Annotated in this window: 17 protein-coding genes; 9 read left to right on the forward strand and 8 right to left on the reverse strand. The window is 70.1% G+C overall.

Annotated elements, in window-relative coordinates; genetic code table 11:
• Positions 1-111: 111 nt before the first annotated feature.
• From OC550_RS17440 to OC550_RS17455, 4 genes are read right to left on the reverse strand one after another with little or no spacing between them, the layout of a single operon-like run.
• Positions 112-507 (reverse strand): universal stress protein, encoded by a 396-nt coding sequence (locus OC550_RS17440; RefSeq protein WP_262107209.1) that lies wholly within the window; start codon positions 505-507, stop codon positions 112-114.
• A complete protein-coding gene (locus OC550_RS17445; RefSeq protein WP_262107210.1) occupies positions 504-2135 on the reverse strand; it encodes a tripartite tricarboxylate transporter permease in 1632 nt (543 codons plus the stop codon). The genes OC550_RS17440 and OC550_RS17445 overlap by 4 nt, the downstream gene beginning before the upstream one ends.
• Positions 2136-2639, reverse strand: coding sequence for a tripartite tricarboxylate transporter TctB family protein (locus OC550_RS17450; protein ID WP_262107211.1), 504 nt, complete (start codon positions 2637-2639; stop codon positions 2136-2138).
• Positions 2636-3646, reverse strand: a complete 1011-nt coding sequence (locus tag OC550_RS17455) for a tripartite tricarboxylate transporter substrate binding protein (protein ID WP_262107212.1) — start codon at positions 3644-3646, stop codon at positions 2636-2638. Before OC550_RS17455 ends, OC550_RS17450 begins: the two co-directional genes overlap by 4 nt.
• 244 nt (positions 3647-3890) lie before the next feature.
• Between OC550_RS17455 and OC550_RS17460 the strand changes: the two genes are divergently transcribed.
• The 3 genes from OC550_RS17460 (at position 3891) to OC550_RS17470 (ending at position 7007) form a co-directional block, all read left to right on the forward strand.
• On the forward strand, positions 3891-5468 hold the full coding sequence (locus tag OC550_RS17460) for a sensor histidine kinase (RefSeq protein ID WP_262107764.1): 1578 nt from the start codon (positions 3891-3893) through the stop codon (positions 5466-5468).
• The gene (locus OC550_RS17465; protein WP_262107213.1) at positions 5465-6139 is read left to right on the forward strand and encodes a response regulator; all 675 of its coding nucleotides are present in this window, start codon (positions 5465-5467) and stop codon (positions 6137-6139) included. The genes OC550_RS17460 and OC550_RS17465 overlap by 4 nt, the downstream gene beginning before the upstream one ends.
• Positions 6140-6278: 139 nt before the next feature.
• On the forward strand, positions 6279-7007 hold the full coding sequence (locus OC550_RS17470) for a polysaccharide deacetylase family protein (RefSeq protein ID WP_262107214.1): 729 nt from the start codon (positions 6279-6281) through the stop codon (positions 7005-7007).
• Between the two features lie 85 nt (positions 7008-7092).
• Here the strand turns inward: OC550_RS17470 and OC550_RS17475 are convergent, their stop codons facing one another.
• Complete coding sequence (locus OC550_RS17475; protein WP_262107215.1) at positions 7093-8523, reverse strand: aldehyde dehydrogenase family protein; 1431 nt, start codon at positions 8521-8523, stop codon at positions 7093-7095.
• A 204-nt stretch (positions 8524-8727) separates the two neighbouring features.
• Between OC550_RS17475 and OC550_RS17480 the strand changes: the two genes are divergently transcribed.
• Complete coding sequence (locus tag OC550_RS17480; protein ID WP_262107216.1) at positions 8728-9447, forward strand: hypothetical protein; 720 nt, start codon at positions 8728-8730, stop codon at positions 9445-9447.
• 83 nt (positions 9448-9530) lie between these two features.
• On the opposite strand, the gene OC550_RS17485 is transcribed toward OC550_RS17480, so the two are convergent.
• Complete coding sequence (locus tag OC550_RS17485; RefSeq protein ID WP_306556944.1) at positions 9531-10283, reverse strand: class I SAM-dependent methyltransferase; 753 nt, start codon at positions 10281-10283, stop codon at positions 9531-9533.
• A gap of 392 nt (positions 10284-10675) precedes the next feature.
• Between OC550_RS17485 and opgC the strand changes: the two genes are divergently transcribed.
• Complete coding sequence (opgC, locus tag OC550_RS17490; RefSeq protein WP_306556945.1) at positions 10676-13159, forward strand: OpgC domain-containing protein; 2484 nt, start codon at positions 10676-10678, stop codon at positions 13157-13159.
• 37 nt (positions 13160-13196) lie between these two features.
• Positions 13197-13715, forward strand: a complete 519-nt coding sequence (locus OC550_RS17495) for a potassium channel family protein (RefSeq protein ID WP_262107218.1) — start codon at positions 13197-13199, stop codon at positions 13713-13715.
• 41 nt (positions 13716-13756) lie between these two features.
• Here the strand turns inward: OC550_RS17495 and OC550_RS17500 are convergent, their stop codons facing one another.
• On the reverse strand, positions 13757-14158 hold the full coding sequence (locus OC550_RS17500; RefSeq protein WP_262107219.1) for a VOC family protein: 402 nt from the start codon (positions 14156-14158) through the stop codon (positions 13757-13759).
• A 76-nt stretch (positions 14159-14234) separates the two neighbouring features.
• Here OC550_RS17500 and OC550_RS17505 point away from each other — a divergent pair, with 76 nt between their 5' ends.
• The gene (locus OC550_RS17505; RefSeq protein WP_262107220.1) at positions 14235-15422 is read left to right on the forward strand and encodes an NAD(P)/FAD-dependent oxidoreductase; all 1188 of its coding nucleotides are present in this window, start codon (positions 14235-14237) and stop codon (positions 15420-15422) included.
• Entirely contained in the window at positions 15423-16298 is an 876-nt protein-coding gene (locus tag OC550_RS17510) for an RNA polymerase sigma-70 factor (RefSeq protein WP_262107221.1), read from the forward strand.
• On the opposite strand, the gene OC550_RS17515 is transcribed toward OC550_RS17510, so the two are convergent.
• Positions 16288-17316 carry an NADP-dependent oxidoreductase gene (locus OC550_RS17515; RefSeq protein WP_262107222.1) on the reverse strand — a complete coding sequence of 343 codons (1029 nt, stop codon included), beginning with the start codon at positions 17314-17316 and terminating at the stop codon, positions 16288-16290. The genes OC550_RS17510 and OC550_RS17515 overlap by 11 nt on opposite strands.
• 159 nt (positions 17317-17475) lie before the next feature.
• Between OC550_RS17515 and OC550_RS17520 the strand changes: the two genes are divergently transcribed.
• On the forward strand, positions 17476-18267 hold the full coding sequence (locus OC550_RS17520) for a hypothetical protein (protein ID WP_262107766.1): 792 nt from the start codon (positions 17476-17478) through the stop codon (positions 18265-18267).
• Positions 18268-18307 lie beyond the last annotated feature (40 nt).

Raw genomic sequence — 18307 nt, forward strand, 5'->3', positions numbered from 1 at the left:
AACCGCGAGCTAAAAACCGCAACGCAAAAGGGAGGACGACGGCGGAACCTGGGTTCCGCCGTCGTCCTCCCTTTGTGCCTGCCGGCGGGCTTTGTGCCTGCCGGCAGGCGCCTACCTGGCGGCCTTGACCGCCAGCACCGCGCACTCCGCCTGCAGCAGGATCCGCTGCGCCGTGCTGCCCATGATCAGCTTGCCCACCGGGGTGCGCCGGCGCAGCCCGATCACGATCAGCTCGGCGCCGTGCTGCTCGGCCGCGTCCAGCACCTCGTCGGCGCTGTCGTGCCCGCCGATCGGCTGGAACAGTTCGTAGGCCACGTCCTCGCCGTCCAGGCGCTTCCGCAGCGCCTCGACTCCGTCCGACTGCACGAACCGGTCGTCGACGAAGACGTCGCCCCGGCTGGCGTTCACGACGACCAGCTTGGCGGATCGGCTCCGGGCTTCGACGATGGCGCGGTCCAGCGCGGCCGCGCCCTCGGGCGTGGGAATGTAGCCGACCAGAACTGTCATGGTTTCTCCTTGTGATCGTGTTGGTACTGGTAATCCTCGGCGATCGTCTCACGCGGGCTGCTCGCCACGGTAGCCTCTTGGCGGGTTTCCGCGCTGGCGGCCTCGCCCCGGGGTTCGGCGCCGGCCGGGACGCCCTCCGGCTGAGGACGGAGCCGTTTGAAACCGGAGATGGCCAGCGGCAACAGCAGCACCAGGGCCACGAGGATGTAAGTCCCCACGGCGATCGGCTCGCTGAACAGTCCGGCCGGGTCGCCGCCGCTGAGCTGCAGGGCCTTGCGCAGCTGCTCCTCGGCGCGCGGGCCGAGGATGACGCCGATGATCAGCGGCAGCACGGGCAGTCCGTAGCGGCGCATCATGAAGCCTAGCGCTCCGAGCACCAGCAGGATCACCAGGTCGAACGCCTGCAGGTTGACCGCGTACGCGCCCAGGGTGGCGAAGAACAGGATGCCGGCGTACAAGTACGGCCGCGGGATCTGCAGCAGCTTGGCCCAGAGCGGCGCCAGCGGCAGGTTGATCAGCAGCAGCAGGGTGTTGCCGATGAACAGGCTCGCAATCAGCGCCCACACCAGGTCCGGCTCGTTGTCGAAGAGCAGCGGTCCGGGCTGGATGCCGTACTGGATGAAGGCCGTGAGCATGACCGCGGCAGTGGCGTTGGTCGGCAGGCCGAGGGCGAGCATCGGCGTGAGGGTGCCCGCGGCCGAGGCGTTGTTCGCCGCCTCCGGACCCGCAACGCCCTCGATGGCGCCGTGGCCGAATTCCTCGGGGTGCTTGGACAGCTTCTTCTCGGTCACGTAGGACAGGAAGGTCGGGACCTCCGCGCCGCCGGCCGGCAGGGCACCGAACGGGTAGCCGTATGCGGTGCCGCGCAGCCAGGGCTTCCAGGACCGCTTCCAGTCCTGCTTGCCCATCCACGGCCGGCCCACCGGGATGGTCTGCATCGGGCGGCGCCGCAGGTGGGCGGCGATCCAGAGCGCCTCGCCGACGGCGAAGATAGCCACGGCCACGACGACGATGTCCAGCCCGTCCACCAGCAGCGGCTGCCCGAAGACCAGGCGCTGCTGCCCGGTGGTGTGGTCCGCGCCGACCAGGCCGATGGCCAGGCCGAGGCCGAGGGAGGCGAAGCCGCGCAGCTTGGAGGAGCCGAGCACGGCGGTCACGGCGAGCAGCGCCAGCACCATGATCGCCAGGTAGCTGGGTGCGCCGAGGCTGACGGCGAAGTCCACCACCATCGGCGTGAACGCGACGAGCAGCGCCGTGCCGATGGTGCCGGCCACGAACGAGCCGATGGCCGCCGTCGCGAGCGCTTGGGCGGCGCGGCCGGCCTTAGCCATCTTGTGGCCCTCGATCGCCGTGATGACCGTGGCGGATTCGCCCGGGGTGTTCAGCAGGATGGACGTGGTCGAGCCGCCGTACATGCCGCCGTAGTAGATGCCGGCGAACATGATGAACGCGCTGGTCGGCTCGAGCCCGTAGGTCACCGGCAGCAGCAGGGCAATGGCCATCGCCGGGCCGATGCCGGGCAGCACGCCAACCGCGGTGCCCAGCAGCACGCCGATGACGGCGTAGAGCAGGTTAAGGGGAGTCGCCGCCGTCGAGAATCCCTGCATCAGCAGGTCGAATGTCTCCATCTAGAGAACTCCTTGCAGCAGTCCGGCCGGGAGGTTGATGCCCAGGCCGAGGTAGAAACCGTAGAACGTACCCAGCGAAAGAACGACGGCGATGATCGCGTCCCGCACGTAGCGGCGGCTGCCGAGGGCCCAGGCGCTGCCCCAGAACAACAGGGCCCCGGAGATCACCCAGCCGACCGTGTCGATCAGCAGGATGTTGAGCACGAACGCGCCGACCAGCGGGATCAAGGTCCGCCAGTCGCTCGGGTGGCTCAGGTCCACATCCTCGCCGCCCTCGGCTTCGCCCTGCCCGCCGCGCAGCACGTTGATGGCGAGCAGCACCGCGCACACCAGCAGCAGCCCGCCGATGATGAACGGCATGGTCTTGGGCCCGACCGGGTCGGCCTGCGAATACGGGACGGTGAGCGAGGCGGCGTCGAGGATGACGATCACGCCGACCGCCCCGAGCAGGGCCGCGAGGCCCAGCTCGGAGCGGCCTTTCAGCCGTGAAGCCAGCTTGTTCACGCAAGCCCCAGCTCGGACAGGACATCAGCGACGCGCTGGTCCTGTTCCTTCAGGAAGGCGGAGAACTCCCCGCCGGTGGCGAAGGCGTCCGACCAGCCGTTGTCCTCGAGGGCCTTCTTCCACTCGGGGGTGCCGTGCATCTTCTCGAGGGCCGCGATCCACTTCTGCTTGTCTTCCTCGCTGGTCTCCGGCGGGGCGACGATGCCGCGCCAGTTGGTGAACACGAGGTCGATCTTGGATTCCTTCAGCGTCGGGGCGTCGACGCCCTCGAGCCGCTCCTCGCCGCTGGTGGCCAGGACGCGGATCTCGCCGCTCTTGATCTGGTCGATGTACTCGCCCGCGCCGGAGGCAGCGAAGCCGAGCTTGTTGCCGAGGATGGCCGGGAGCAGGTCGCCGCCGCCGTCGTAGGACACGAAGTTCACGTCCTTCGGGTCGATGCCCGCGGCCTGCGCCAGCTGCATGGGCAGCAGGTGGTCCGGGCCGCCCGGCGAGGAGCCGCCGCCGACGCTGACCTTGCCCGGGTTTTCCTTCCAGGCCTTCACCAAGTCGTCGATGGTCTTGTAGGGCGAGTCCTTCGAGACCATGATGGCGCCCGGCTCCTGGACCAGGCGGGCCAGCGGGGTGGTCTCGGTCAGCTTGGCCTCGGAGTCGTTGGTGTAGCTGGCGCCCACCACGCCCAGCCCCATCAGCATGGCCAGGTCGCCGTTGGCCTTTTCGTTCACGGTGCGGGCCAGGCCCACGGTGCCGCCGGCGCCGGCCAGGTTGAAGACCTCGATGTTGGAGGCGATGTCGGTCTCCTCCATCACCTTGGCGGCGACGCGGGCAGTGGTGTCGTAGCCGCCACCGGGCGTGTTCGGGACCATGATCCGCAGGTCGCTGACGGGGCCCTCGGCGGCGGCCGAGGTGCCGGCGGCGCTGCTGCCGGAGCCAGTGACGCCGCAGCCGGTCATGGCCAAGGCCACGCCGGCGGCGACGGCGGCGAGGCGGAAGGCATTGTTTCTACGCATTGAAATCCTCATCTCGGGAGTGGTCGAGCCCACTAACCGTAGAACGGTGTGTGAGCCGCGGCACATTTGCGGTCTCAAAGAAAATTGAGTTCATTGTGTTCACGCTCACATGCCGGTTCCGTGCGGGTCTGAGGATATAGTTCACGCGGTAACGGAGGGGAACGGCGGCAGGCCCAGGCCTGGGTTGGAGGAATCGGAAGTGGACCAGCATGCCCGCGGCCGGGCGAAGCGGCGGCGCCGCGGCCTGACACTGGCCGGGCAGTACCTGGTCCTGCAACTGCTGATTGTGGCCGCGGTGCTGGTCGGCGTCGTCGCGCTGTCCCTGGCGCAGTCCGCCCAGACCTTCGAACGCGTGGAGGGCCGCCGCGCGCTGTCCGCGGCAGAGACCCTGGCTGCCACGCCCGCCGTCCGGGCCCTGCTGCCGGTGGCGCAGCCCCGGCTCGGTGCGGCGCTGCCCGCCGTCGCCGAATCCGTCCGCACGGTTTCCGGCTCCAGCGCCGTTTTCCTGGCCCGCCCGGACGGCACCGTCATCACCTCCTCCGATCCGGACCAGCTCGGCAGCAGGCTGCCGCTGGGCGACAGCCTCGTCCTCTCCGGCCGCGCCTGGACCGGCCCCGTGGAGCTGTCCGGCCGGCAGACCCTGGTGGCCCACGTCCCCGTGCTCGACGACGGCGGCCGGATGGTCGGGATCGCCGCCGTCGGCCGGAACTATCCGTCGGTCTGGGAACGGCTCGGCGACGCCCTGCCCAACCTGCTGACCTACCTCGGCGTCTCCGTAGGCCTCGGCGCCGCCGGTTCCCTGCTGCTCGCCCGCCGGGTCAAGCGGCAGACCCTCGGCCTCGAACCCGAGGAGATCGCCGGCCTCGTAGAGCACCGCGAGGCCATCCTGCACGACGTGAAGGAGGGCGTCCTCGCCCTGGACCGCCACGCCCGCATCACGCTGGCCAACGACAGCGCCCGCCAGCTCCTCGAGCTGCCCCACGACTGCGCCGGCAAGACCCTCGATGAACTGGCCGTTCCCGCCCGCCTGCGCGACGTCCTCACCGCGGACCAGACCGGCCCCGACCGGCTGGTGCTGGTCGGCGAGCGCGTGGTCGTCTGCAACCGGATGCCGCTGCGCTCGCGCGGCAGGCTGATCGGCTCGGTCACCACCCTGCGCGACCGCACCGAGCTGTCCTCGCTGGAGAAGGAACTGGGGGCCACCCGCACCACCACGGACACGCTGCGCGCCCAGACCCATGAGTTCGCCAACCAGCTGCACACCATCTCCGGGCTGATCCAGCTCGGAGAATATGACGAGGTCACCCGCTTCGTCGACGGCGTGAGCCTCAGCCGGACGCGCCTCTACGACGATGTCACCACGCGCATCGAGGACCCGGCGGTCGCCGCCTTGCTGATCGCCAAGGCCAGCTCCGCGGCGGAACGCGTGGTCACCCTGGAGCTGGACGACGGCTCCGCCCTGGGCCGCGTGGACGAGACCCTCTCGCGGGACCTGACCACCGTCGTCGGAAACCTGGTGGACAACGCCATCGACGCCGTCAGCGGCCGGCCGGACGCCGCGGTGCACGTCCATCTGCGGGACGAGGCGCACCGGGTCACGGTCACCGTCCGGGACTCCGGCCCGGGCGTCGCGGCGGACAGCGTGGAGGACATCTTCCGGCAGGGCTTCAGCACCAAGGATTCCGACGACGGCGGCGGCCGCGGCTTTGGTCTTGCCCTCACCCGGCTAGTATGTTCAAGGCGCGGCGGAGGCGTGGGCGTACGCAATGCCCCCGGCGCCGAATTCACCGCCGTTCTGGGAAAGCAGAGCCAGCCCGCATGATCAAGGTCCTGATAGTCGATGACGACTTCATGGTCGCCAAAGTCCACGCCGGATTCGTGAAGCAGGCGGCCGGCTTCAGCGTCGCCGGGGTGGCCCACACCGGTGCCCAGGCCCTCGAGGCGGTCCACGCGCTGCAGCCGGATCTGGTGCTGCTGGACATCCACCTGCCGGACATCAACGGCCTGGACCTGCTGCAGCAGCTGCGCCGGATCGACCCGGAACTCGATGTCCTGGTCATCAGCGCCGCCCGCGAGATGGATACCGTCCGCCGGGCCCTGCGCGGCGGGATCGTGCACTACCTGATGAAACCCTTCTCCAGCCAGGACCTGCGCGAGCGGCTGGAGCACTACCGGCAGGCGTACCGGCCGCTGTCCTCCGCCGGCACGGCCGAGCAGGAGGACGTCAACCGGGTCTTCGGCGTAGGCCACGGCGAACGGCCGCTGCCCAAGGGCTTCAGCGCCGAAACCCTCAGCCTCGTCCAGCAGCGGCTGCAGGAGGCGGGCGCCGCGCTGTCTGCGACCGAGACCGCCGCCCGGGCAGGTATCTCCCGCGTCAGTGCGCGGCGCTACCTGGAGTATCTCTGCGAGGAAGGCCGGGCCGAGGTGCAACTGCGGTACGGGGAGGTCGGCCGCCCCGAGCGGCGCTACTCGACGCGCAGGATACGCTCGTAGCGCTCGGCCCGCAGCCCCCAAATTTTGCCGCCCCGATTCGTTGACCGGCGCCGGCCGCCGCATCATACTTTTCTGATCCAGCGGGCCGTTGGGGGACGCAAAGAGGCGCCAGGCACCGCCGGTGGAAAGCTGGCACATCATGCCGATCCGCCATCGTTCTGCGACTTTCCTGGCCATCCTCGCCCTGGTCCTGAGCGGGCATGTCCTCTCGCCGCCGGCCACCGCCGCCACGGCGTACAACAGCCACCGGGGGCCCAACTATACGGACCGCGCGGTGCTGACCTTTGACGATTGCCCGCGCAGCCTGTCCTCCTACGAGTCGGTGCTGGAATACGCCGAGGAGGAAAACCTCGGACTGGTGCTCGCCCCGACCGGCGACTGCGTGACGCGCTTCCGCGAAGAGGAGGACGAGGACATCGTGCTGCTCGCGCGGAGCTACGGCCAGTACGTCATCAACCACAGCATCCACCACCGCGACCTGAGGAAGCTAAGCTGTGCCGGAGTCGCCGCGGAACTGCGGGCCCCGGGGGTGGTCACCAATTTCGGCCGGCCGCCCTTCGGCGGGATCAACAAGACCGTGCTCTGCGGCTACCAGCGGGCGAAGATGCAGCCCTGGCTGTGGACCGTCAATCCGCGGGACTTCCTCGGCAAGTCCCGGAGCGAAGTGGTCGACTACGTGGTGGCCAACGGCCGCAAGGGCAGCACGATCATCATGCACATGCAGTGGCGCGGGTTCAGTCCGCGGGCTCTGGACCTGATGAAGGACGGCCTGGCAGCCAAGGGGATCAAGCTCTGCCGGGCGTACGGCGGCGCCACCGGCCGGATCACGACCGCGCCGGCCAAGCTGCCGGCCCGGCTGCCCTGCTGACCAGCGGAGGGAGGACGACGGCGGAACCTCGCGTTCCGCCGTCGTCCTCCCTGTTCTTCGTTTTTGCCCGTCCCGTCGAGGGCCGTCAGTAGCTGATGACCTGCGGCTGGCCGAGGTGCTTCAGGCCTTCGGCGCCGAATTCCAAGCCGTAGCCGGAGCTCTTCGCGCCGCCGAACGGCACCCGCGGGTCGACGGCACCGTGCTTGTTGATCCACACCGTGCCGGCCTCGATGCGGGCCGCCACCTCGCGGGCCTTGGCCGGGTCCGCGGACCAGACCGAGGCGCCGAGGCCGACCTCGAGGCCGTTGGCCATCTCCACGACCTCGTCGACGCTGGAGTACTTGACGATCGGCAGGGCCGGGCCGAACTGCTCCCGGGCGACCAGCGGGTTGTCGTTGTCGATATCTGCCACCAGCGTGGTCGGGTAGAAGTAGCCCGGCTGGCCGGCCTCGGGATCGCCGCCGGTCAGCACGCGGGCGCCGGAGTCCTTCGCGGCCTGGACGAGGTCCGCGACGATGTCGTACTGCGCCTTGTTCTGCAGCGGGCCCAGCACGTTCTGCTCGTCCAGCCCCACGCCCATCGGCATCTGCTTGGCCACATCGACCAGCACCTCGCAGACCTGGTCGTAGAGGTCCTCGTGCACGTAGAGCCGCTTGAGCGCGGCGCAGGTCTGGCCGGTGTTGATGAACGCGCCCCAGAACAGGCCTTCAGCAATCGCCTTCGGATCCGCGTCCGGCAGCACGATCCCGGCGTCGTTGCCGCCGAGCTCCAGGGTCAGCCGCTTCACAGTGTCGGCCGAAGATCGGATGATGGCCTTGCCCGTGGCGGTCGAGCCGGTGAACATGACCTTGTCGATCTCCGGATGCGAGGCCAGCCCCTCGCCGACGTCGCGGCCCCCGGAGACCACGTGCAGCACGTCGGCCGGCAGCACCTGGTTGATCACCTTCGCCAGCGCGAGCACGCTCAGCGGCGTGTACTCGGACGGCTTCATCACCACGGTGTTGCCCATCCGCAGCGACGGCGCGAGCTGCCAGACGGAGATCATCATCGGCCAGTTCCACGGACCGATGGCGCCGACCACGCCCAGCGGGCGGTAGTGCAGCTCGGCGCGGCCGCCCTCGTCGTCGACCAGCACCTCCGGCTCCAGCTCGAAGGACGCGGTGGCCCGCAGCCAGGCCGCGCAGGCCCCGACCTCGAAGCGCGCGTTCGGGCCGTTCAGCGGCTTGCCCTGTTCCCGGGACAGCAGCTCGGCGAGCGCCTCGGCGGAATGTTCGATGGCGTCGGCGGCCCGGTTGAGGTACTCGCTGCGCTCGGCGTGACTCAGCCGGCCCCACGCGGGCTGCGCTGCCCGCGCCGCCGCCACCGCGGCCTCCAGGTCCTGCGCTGAGTGCTCGGGTGCACGCCCCACAACGTCGCCCGTCGCCGGGTCCTTGATCTCCCGGCCGCCCTCGGCCGGTTCGATCGCCGCCAGCAGCTCGGCGTAGGCGGCCAGCTGGGTGTCCTGTTGGGTCTGCATGGAGTCCCCTTTCCTCGTCGTCGGCCGCTGTGGGCGTTCGATGCGTTCGATGCGTTCTCAGTCCACTGTCCCCCGCGGGCCCTGCCGCCGTCTTGTCTCTGAGTGCCCAGCCATTGACTTCCCGTGCACCGCGCCTTGCCGCTCCGTGCACCGCCCGGACTTCCGGCCCGGATCCGGCGCGTGGGAAAGGCGGACAATGGCCTCATGAAGAGTCCGCGCACGCTCGCCGCCGCCGTCGAACACGATGCCGCCGTGCCGGCCGGGCGGGAGGAACGCTTCCGCGGCTACGGTGTCATGGGGCTGCCCTTCGCCTCCGGCTACGTCCTGGCCATGCGGCGCTTCCCGGTCACCTCGCTCGGTCCCGACTACACCTCGGTCCGGGTCCGTACCCCGGCCGGCGCGTGGACCATGTACTCGACGGTGCCGCCGGCGATGTCCTGCCCGCGGTACTTCGGCAACGCCCTCGCGGCGGCACCGGTGGAGGACATCGAACTGCAGTGGACGGGCGAAGAGACGCTGAGACTAGCGATCGGCGGCACCGTCGGCCTCAGCTGGACCATGCACCTGTCCGCGACCCCGGCCACTCGCGTCCTGTCCGCCGTCGCCGGCCTGATGCCCGCACCGCTCCTGGGGACAACGGCCGCGCTGAAGGCGATGGGCCCCGCGGCCGGCCTCGTCCTGGACTCCGGCAGCATCGCGCTGACCGGCAGTTCGCCGAACAGCCAGCGCTTCAAGGCCATCCCCCGGCGCGTCTGGGCCATCGATGCGGCCACGGCCACACTCAGGGGTGAGGACCTTGGCCCCTTGGGCCCGCTCGCCGAACAGGCACGCCTCGGCGACTTCCGCCTCCCCCAGCGCGGCATCTTTATGTTCGGCTCGGTTTACTTCGATCCCGCGGACCACGCGGGGCGCTGGTCCAGCTGAACGAGCGCGCCGGGGTCAGCCGCCAGGCCGTGCCGCCTCCTCTGTTGTGGCTGGAAGGCGAACCGCTCCCCCCGGGCCGCTTTTCACGGACGGCCGCGGACGCACCAGGTCGACGCATCGACCTCAAAAGCCCCCTCGGGCAGCAGGCCTGCGCACCGCTCCCGGATCTGTCCGCGCTTGGCCGCGTCGAGCCCGCGGAGATAGGCGCCGGAGGGCCCGATCCCGAGAGTGAAGGGGTCCCACCATTCGGCGAACCCGGCGTACGCCACCCGGACGGTCAGCTTGCGTTCCTCTAGGCCGTGCAGACCCGCCGCGGCGAAGAGCTCCGCCAGGTGGCCCTCGCGCGTGCCGGGCCGGCTCTCCTCGCCGGGCGCCGAAGGATCGACCCCGCGCACGGCCTCCCAGAAAAGGGAGAGCGGCCCGCCTCCCTTGGCGAGGTCCCAAACGCACGCGGCGACGACACCTTCGGGCCGGGTGACCCGCGCCATTTCCGCGAGCCCGGCCACCGGATCGGTCATGAAGTGAACCACCAGCTGGGCCAGTGCACAGTCGAAGGCGTCGTCGGGGTAGGGCAGCCGCTCCGCCACCCCGGAGGTCACCTCAACGCCGGGCAGCCGCTCCCGGAGCGCCTCGACAAACGACGACGGATCGAGAGCCTTGACCGCCGAGGGTCCCAGCCTGGCCGCCAACTGCGCCGTCAGGGCGCCGGGGCCGCAACCAACGTCCAGCGCTTCCTGTCCCGGATGCACGCCGGCCGCATCGATGAAGCGCGCGGCCAGGGGCTCCGAATACCTGCCCATGAAGCGGTTGTACGCCTCTGCAGCAACCTCGAACATCACCTCGCGCCTTTCGCCTCCGGGCAGCAATGGGCCCGCCGCTCCGACGGCGGCAGGGCGTCCGGCGTCCTCGTTTCCCGGCCTTGGGCGCAGTCTACGCCGCGCCGCCTCCCGGGTCACCGCGGTTCCCCGGCGGACGGATCGGGGAGAATTTGAGTGAAAAGTTTCACTTCCGGGAAGCAAGCTTACCGTTGATGATGTAGAGTAATTTCTTGGTCCGGTCCGTTGACTGCGGTTCCCCCCAACAGCCGAAGTGTCCGGCCGGACTTTCAAGGCTCTGGCCTCGGAAGGCCCCCCAACGCGCTTCCGGGGCCAGAGCCTTTTCTGCCGTTTGTGTCCCCGTTGCCTGATTCGGCCCTCCCGCAGGCCACCCCCGGCTGTAGGGTATTGCCGTGGCAGCGGATCCCCTACGGACTTCACTTTTTGGCCTGATCAGGCGCTGGTTTTACGTTTCGGCACTCGCCGCCGTCGTGATGGCAATCGGAGCCGCGATGCTGCCGGGCAGCACCGCGGCACATGCCGCCGTCCCTGGCAGCGAGGCAGGACAGGACCAGGCTCCGGCGGAACCCGACGCCTCGCTGTTCGGCGCCGAGCTGGACTGGGGTTCCGACAGCGCGCGGGCCTACGCCGACCGGCTGGAAGCGTCCGCGGCGGTCTACGACCACGAGATGCCGTGGCCGCTCCAGGACACGGAGCGGCGCTACCTCGAGGACTTCCTGCAGCAGGCCGCGGCGGAGGGATCGCACGCCGTGCTCTCGATCCACCCAACCGTTCCCCTGGCGCAAATCGATGCCGCCGAGGCTTCCAAGCTGGCCGAGAGGCTGCAGTCTCTGAGCGAGGGGTTCGAGGGGATGCTGTTCGTCCGTTTCGCTCCGGACATGAACAGCAGTTGGATGGCCTGGGGCCAGCAGCCCGCCGCTTATACGGCGGCGTTCCGGGCGGTGTCCGACGCCGTCCACGAGCGGCTTCCCGGCGCCGTCATGGTGTGGTCGCCGTACGCCGCGCTGGACTACCCGTACGGCAAGAGCAAGCACGCTCCCCAGCCCGGCAGCGACGGGTTCAGCCTGCTGGACACGAACTCCGACGGCGTATGGAACCAGGCCGACGACGCGTACGCTCCCTACTATCCGGGCGACGCCGCGGTGGACTGGGTGGGGCTCTCCGCCTTCCACGACGAGACTCGCGGCGGACCCGCGGCCAACACCGTCCCGCAGGCCGGAGCCTTCGCGGGACTGCTGGATTCCAAGGACTTCTACAAGCGTTACGCCGTGGAGACCGGCAAGCCGCTCATGGTCCGCACCGCCGCGTTCTTCAGCCCCGGCGCCGGGGGTGCCGGGGCGACGGCGATCAAGAGCGCCTGGTGGCAGCAGGTCTTCGAGTCGGCCTCGACGGACCACCGCAGGATCGGCGCCGTCGTCTGGACGGAGACGACGACGCAGCGCGCGCTCGGCGAGACCACCGTGGACTGGAGGGTCAGCTTCGATGGCACTCAGGCCGCTGCCTTCCGGGCCGACCTTGCCGACTCGGCCCTGGTCATCGGCCCGGTCACCGAGCGGGCCGCCGGTACCGGGGCACCGGGCGAAGGGACCGCGCTCAGCGGCATCCCGGCGTGGGTCGCGGTCGCCGGAACGCTCGCGGCCGCGGCCATCCTGTGGTTCCTCCCGACCCGCCGGGGAGCTGCCCGGTCCTGGGCCTACGCGGAGGAGACGAGGCGGGACCTGCGCGTGGACCTGCTCCGCGGCATCGCCATCGTCTTCGTCGTGGTCAACCATCTGGGCCTGGTCTCCCTGTTCCAGCTGCTCAGCCAGGAAGCCATCGGCGTGGTGTCCGGGGCCGAACTGTTCGTGCTGCTCTCCGGCACCGTGCTCGGCATGGTCTATGGCCCGCGCGCCGCGGACGGCCTCGGCGACGTCGTGGATGCCACGGCGCGGCGGGCCGGAAAACTCTACCTGACCGCGCTGGCCGTGGTGGTGGCGATCTTTGCGCTGAGCTGGCTGCCGTCCGTGGAATCCGACGCCGTCACCACCTTCTCCGACCAGGGCACCGGCGCCGCGGGGCGCGCCGCCGCCGGCCGCACCTACGACCTCTATGCCGGCATGGACGGCATCCTGCAGTATCCGGTGCCGGGCAACGTGGTGCCGCAGATCCTCAGCCTGCAGTTCGGCCCGTGGCAGTTCAACATCATGGGCCTGTACGTGATCCTATTGCTGGCAAGCCCGCTGATCCTCGCGGCGCTGGCGCGAAAGAAGGCCTGGCTGGTCCTCCTGCTCAGCACCACGCTCTACGTCCTCGGCTCAACCACCCGGCTGCGCCTGCTGCCGTCACAGTTCGAGGACTCCTTCCCGCTGCTCGTGTGGCAGTTGCTGTTCGTCGTCGGGATGGTGACCGGCTACCACCGCCGCGCGATCGTCGCCTGGTTCGCCCGGCACCGGATCGTGCTCGGGGCCTGCGTCCTGCTGGCGGCGCTGCTCGCCCTGTTCTCCTGGTGCAACCCCTACCTGGCCAACGCCTACGACGTGCGGCTGGCGTTGCTGCCGGATGCGCTCTACCAGGACGTCTACGACCGCTACTTCAACCGGACGTTCCTTGGTCCGGGCAGGCTGCTGAACGTCCTGGTGATCGTCGTCGCCGGGTACGCCCTGCTCAGCGCCTACTGGGCGCTGCTGAAGCGGGCCCTGGGCTGGCTGCTGATTCCCCTCGGCCAGGCGACGCTCTACGTCTTCATCATGCACGTGTTCCTGGTGCTGGTCATCGACAACATCCAGGTGCTGAACGAGGGCAGGATCTGGCTCAACACCTTGGCCTATGCCGCGGTGCTGGCGCTGCTCTGGGTCATGGTCCGGACGCGCTTCCTGTTCCGGCTCATCCCCCGCTGATCATGCCCCTGCGCGACCAGAGCGCTATGATTCGCGCATGAACCGATCGCTGGTCAAGCTCGTGGCCGCGTCGGCGGGACGGACAACCGCCGTCCTGGTCGTTGTGCTGGCGGCGTATTTCCTCCTGCCGATCGGCGGCTTCCGCCAAGGCGCCAACCTTGGCCCATGGCTGCGGCTGGCCGCTGTCGTCCTGGTTTTCAGTGCCGCGATGGCGTTCGCCGTGTGGAGGATCCTCGCGGCCGGCACACCGCGGCTGCGGGCTGTGGAATTCGTCATCGAACTCGTGGTGCTCTTTATCTGCCTGTTCGCACTGCTCTACCTCTCGCTCGCCGCGACGGATCCGAACGCGTTCACCGAGCCGCTCGGACGGTTGGATGCGCTCTACTTCACGTCATCCACCTTCGCCACGGTGGGGTTCGGCGACATCACACCCGTGAACGACACGGCCCGCGCCGTGGTAACGGTGCAGATGTTGCTGGACCTGGGGGTGCTCGCGCTGATCGCCAAGACGACGTTCTTCGCGGCGGGCAGGCCGAGGCGGCAGACGCTGCGCTAGCGCGTGCCCCGCGGCCGGCCAGGGGCAGATTCCCCCCGGCCTCACATGGCGGCGGGATCCCGCTGGTCGCGGCGGAGCGGGTGGTCGGCGGGGACCTCGACGAGGACGATGCGCACACCGTCCGGATCGGCGATCCACATTTCGATCAGGCCCCACGGCTCCTGCTGCGGCGCGCGAAGAATCTGCACTCCCGCTTCCTCCAGCCGGCGGTGCTCGGCGTGCACGTCCCGGACCTGAATCCACAGCTCCATCCGCCCGGGCCCTTCGGCGTCCCGCCGGCCGGACACTTCGAGCATCCCGTTGCCCAGGAAGAAGACCTGTCCCGGGTCCTTCGGGTCGCCGAACTCGCGGTAGACGGCCAGGCCGAGGGTGTCCCGGTAGAAGGCCTGGCTCTTGCCGGGATCGGAGGGGCGAAGAATGATGCGGCTGCTCAGTGGCTCCATTCGGCCGATCATGTCACAAATCCCGCGCGGCCGGTGTCTTGGGTATGTCGGTCTGAATCGAACAAAGGAGTTTACGGTGGCTGTACAGCGGGTAGTCATAATCGGAGCCGGCTATGCGGGAGTGCTGGCGGCGAACCGGCTCGCGGCAAACAATGAGCTGGCCGGCCGCGCGGGCGTCACGGTGGTCAATCCGCGGCCGGACTTCGTCGAACGGATCCGGCTGCACGAGGTCGCCGCCGGGACCAGGAAAACCGCCTCGTTGCCGCTGGAATCGCTGCTGCACCCGGACGTGGCCATCGTCGTCGGGCGGGCCGCGCGGATCGATCCGGACGCGCGGCTGGTCCACTTCACGGATGGCCGGGAACCACTGGGCTACGACTCGCTGCTCTACGCGGCGGGCAGTTCCAGCCACGCGGCCGCGGGTGCCGGCGGCCTGGCGGACGAGGAATCGGCCGCGCTGCTGCGGGCCCGGCTGGCCGGCCTGGCACCGGGTGCGGTGGTAAACGTGGTCGGCGGCGGACTGACTGGAATCGAGGCCGCCTCGGAAATCGCGGAGCGGCATCCGCGTCTGCGGGTCCGGCTGGTATCGCGCGGCACCATCGGGTCCGACCTGTCTGCGAGCGGACGGCGCGAGCTGCGGAGGAGGCTGGCCGGCCTCGGCGTCGCGCTGGTGGACAACACCGAGGCGCAACGTCCGGACGGAACGCACCTGCCGCCGTCGTCCGCGGAAACCGCCCCGGAGAGCCTGGCGCCGGAGGACCTGATCGTGTGGACCGCGGGATTCGCCACGCCGGAGCTGGCGCGGGACAGCGGCCTGCCCACCGAGGAACACGGCCGGCTGCTGGTGGACGAGGCGCTTTCGGTGCCCGGGCATCCCGAAATCTTCGGCGCCGGGGACGCGGCCCGGCTCCCGGACTCGGTCGGCGCCCACCTGCGGATGGCCTGCGCCACTGCCATGCCGCTCGGCGCGCACGCGGCGGACGCCATCGCGGACCGGATGCTGGGCCGCGCTCCCGAATCCTTCTCCGGCGGGTTTATCGTGAGGTGCATCAGCCTGGGCCGCTCGGCGGGGCTGATCCAGCTGGTGCATGCCGACGACCGGCCGCGCGGCCTGGCGCTGCGCGGCAGAATGGGGGCCATGGTGAAGGAACAGGTGTGCCGGATGACAATGTCGTGGATCCGCAAGGAGGCCCGCGGCGGCTCGTACGGCTGGCCCAAGGGACCCCGCCCGGCGGCGGCACTGGAACCGGCAGGGGCACGCTGAATGGGCTCCGCCGAGGCCTTCGAAGAGCACCGCTCGCTGCTCTTCGCCATCGCCTACGAGATCACCGGCACGGCAACGGATGCCGAGGACGTGGTCCAGGACAGCTACCTGAAGTGGGCGGAGATAGCGGACGACGACGTGCACAACGCGCGCGCCTACCTCGCTAAAGTCGCAACCCGGACCGCGCTGAACTCGCTCCGTTCCGCCCGGCGGCGGCGCGAGGACTACGTCGGTCCGTGGCTGCCCGAGCCGATCCTGACCGGGCCCGATGTCGCCGAAGACGCCGTGCTGGGCGAGGCGCTCTCGGTCGCGATGCTGGTGGTGCTCGAGTCGCTAACGCCGGATGAGCGTGCCGTCTTCGTGCTGCGCGAGGTCTTCGACTTCCCCTACACCGACATCGCCGACGCCACCGGCAAGTCCGCCGCCGCCGTGCGCCAGCTGGCGCACCGCGCCAAGGAGCACGTAAGGGAACGGCAGCCGCGGTTCGACGTCGACACCGCCCGGCAGCGCCAGGTCGCGGACCAGTTCATGGCGGCCACGCTCGGCGGGGACCTGCAGTCCCTGATGGACCTGCTCGCCCCGGGCGCCGTGCTGCTGTCCGACGGCGGCGGCAAGGTTTCCGCTGCGCGCAGGCCCGTGCAGGGGGCGGACCGCGTGGCCCGGTTCCTGGCCGGCCTCGCTTCCAAGAGCCTGCCGGACATGCGTGTGGAATTCTCCACCCTCAACAGCCTGCCCGGCCTGCTGCTCTTCAGCGGGAGCCGGCTGGATCTGGCCGCGATGGTCGAGGTCCGGGACGGCCAGGTCACCGGCGTCTACATTGTGCGGAACCCGGACAAGCTCGCCAGGCTCGCGGAAGGTGCGGCCATCAGACCTTGATCAGCAGCTTGCCGAAGTTGTGCCCTTCGAGCAGTCCGGTGAAGGCCTTCGGGGCACTCTCGAGGCCCTCGACCACGTCCTCGCGGTACTTCATCCGCCCCTCGGCGACCAGCCGGGCCATGTCCTGCTGGAAGCCGTCCCAGTGCTTGGCGCGGAACTCGGTCTGGATGAAGCCACGCACGGTCAGGCTCTGGTTGAGGACGGCGCGCATGAAACCGGGTAGCCGGTCCGGCCCCTCCGGGACTCCGGTGGCGTTGTACTGCGCCACCATCCCGCAGACCGGCATCCGCCCGTAGAGGTTCAGCAGCGGCAGCACCGCCTCGAGGACCTTGCGGCCGACGTTCTCCCAGTACACGTCGATGCCGTCGCGGCAGGCAGCCTTCAGCCGGTCGGCGAAGTCGGCGGAGCGGTGGTCCACGGCGGCGTCGAAGCCGAGTTCCTCCACCAGGTAGGCGCACTTCTCGGCGCCGCCGGCAATGCCCACGGCCCGGGCGCCGGCCGCCTTGGCCAGCTGTCCGACGGCCGAGCCGACCGGCCCCGCGGCCGCCGCCACCACGAGCGTCTCGCCCGCCTGGATCCTGCCGATCTCCGCCATGCCCGAGTAGGCGGTGAAGCCCGGCATACCGAGGACACCGAGCGCGGTGGACTCCGGCAGTCCGTTGTCCGCAATGCGGCGCGCCATCTTTCCGGGCACGACGGCGGCGCTTTGCCACCCGCCGTAGGTCACCACCAGCTGGCCGGCGGCGAAGTCCGGGTGCCCGCTCTCCACCACCTCGGCCACGGTCTCGGCGGGGAGGACGTCCCCGATCGGCGTCGGTTTGGCGTAGGACTTGGCCGCGCTCATCCGGCCCCGCATGTACGGATCCAACGAGATGTACCGGTTGCGCACCACCAGCTGCCCCTCGGCCGGCGCCGGCAGCTCGGCTGTCTCGGTGCGGAAGGTCGATTCGGTCGGCGTGCCCTCGGGCCGTTCGGCCAGCACAATGCGGGTCGTGGAGTGCGTCGCAGAATGAGCCATGCATTCAGGCTAGCCTCCCCTGCCGGCCGGCGGTGCGCCTGCGACCGATTTGAGGGGCGCCGCGGGCCGCGGAACTCATGCCGGAGGCGGGGGGTTAAGAAGGTGGGGCCTGATCGCACAACGGTCCGACCACACCAACCAAAGGAGCCGCACGTGGGAATGTTCGACAAGCTGGTCCGCAGGGGCAAGACCATGGCCATGCAGTACGCGAAGGAACAACTGGCCCGCCGCACCGGCCAGCAGCGTCCGTCCGGCGGAAACCAGGGCAGTTACGGCCAGAACCAGGGCTACGGCCAGAACCAAGGCTACGGCCAATCCGGCTACGGCCAATCCGGCTACGGCCAGAACCAGGGTTACGGCCGCCCGCAGTATCCCTCGGCCCCGAACCAGCCCGGCGGCCGCCCGATGCAGGGGCAGGGCCAGAACGCCGACCAGGCGGCGATCGCGAAGTACAAGTACATGCTGCACACCGCCCCGCCGCAGGATATGGAGCGCGCGCACGCCGAGGCCTTCAGCCGGCTGACCCCGCAGCAACGGGCGATGCTCCGGGACGAGCTCAACAGCCAGCTGCCGGCCTCGGAACAGGCCGGCTCGGACCGGCCGGAGGTCCTGGCCCGCACCGCGACCCGCGCCGAGATCTCCCGCCCCGGGTTCATGGAGCGCATCCTCGGCCGCGGCGGGCAGGGCGGCGGCCGGCTCGCCGCGGGTGCTGCGGGCGCGGCCGGCGGCCTGGGCGCGGGCCTCCTGGCCGGCGTCGCCGCCGGTTTCGTCGGCTCGGCCATCGCCGGGCCCCTGCTGGAGGGATTCAGCGGCATCGGCGAGGGGATTGCCGGTGCCGCCGAGGGAGTCGGCGACGGGATCGCGTCCGCCGGCGAAGGCTTCGGGGATCAGGGCGGCTTCGGCGGTTTCTTCGGTGACGCCGACGGCGGGTTCGGCGACCTCGAGCTCTAGGCCAGGTACGACGGCGGCGGCCAGCCGGCCGCCGTCGTCG

This window comes from Arthrobacter sp. Marseille-P9274, from assembly GCF_946892675.1.
Classification (GTDB): domain Bacteria; phylum Actinomycetota; class Actinomycetes; order Actinomycetales; family Micrococcaceae; genus Crystallibacter.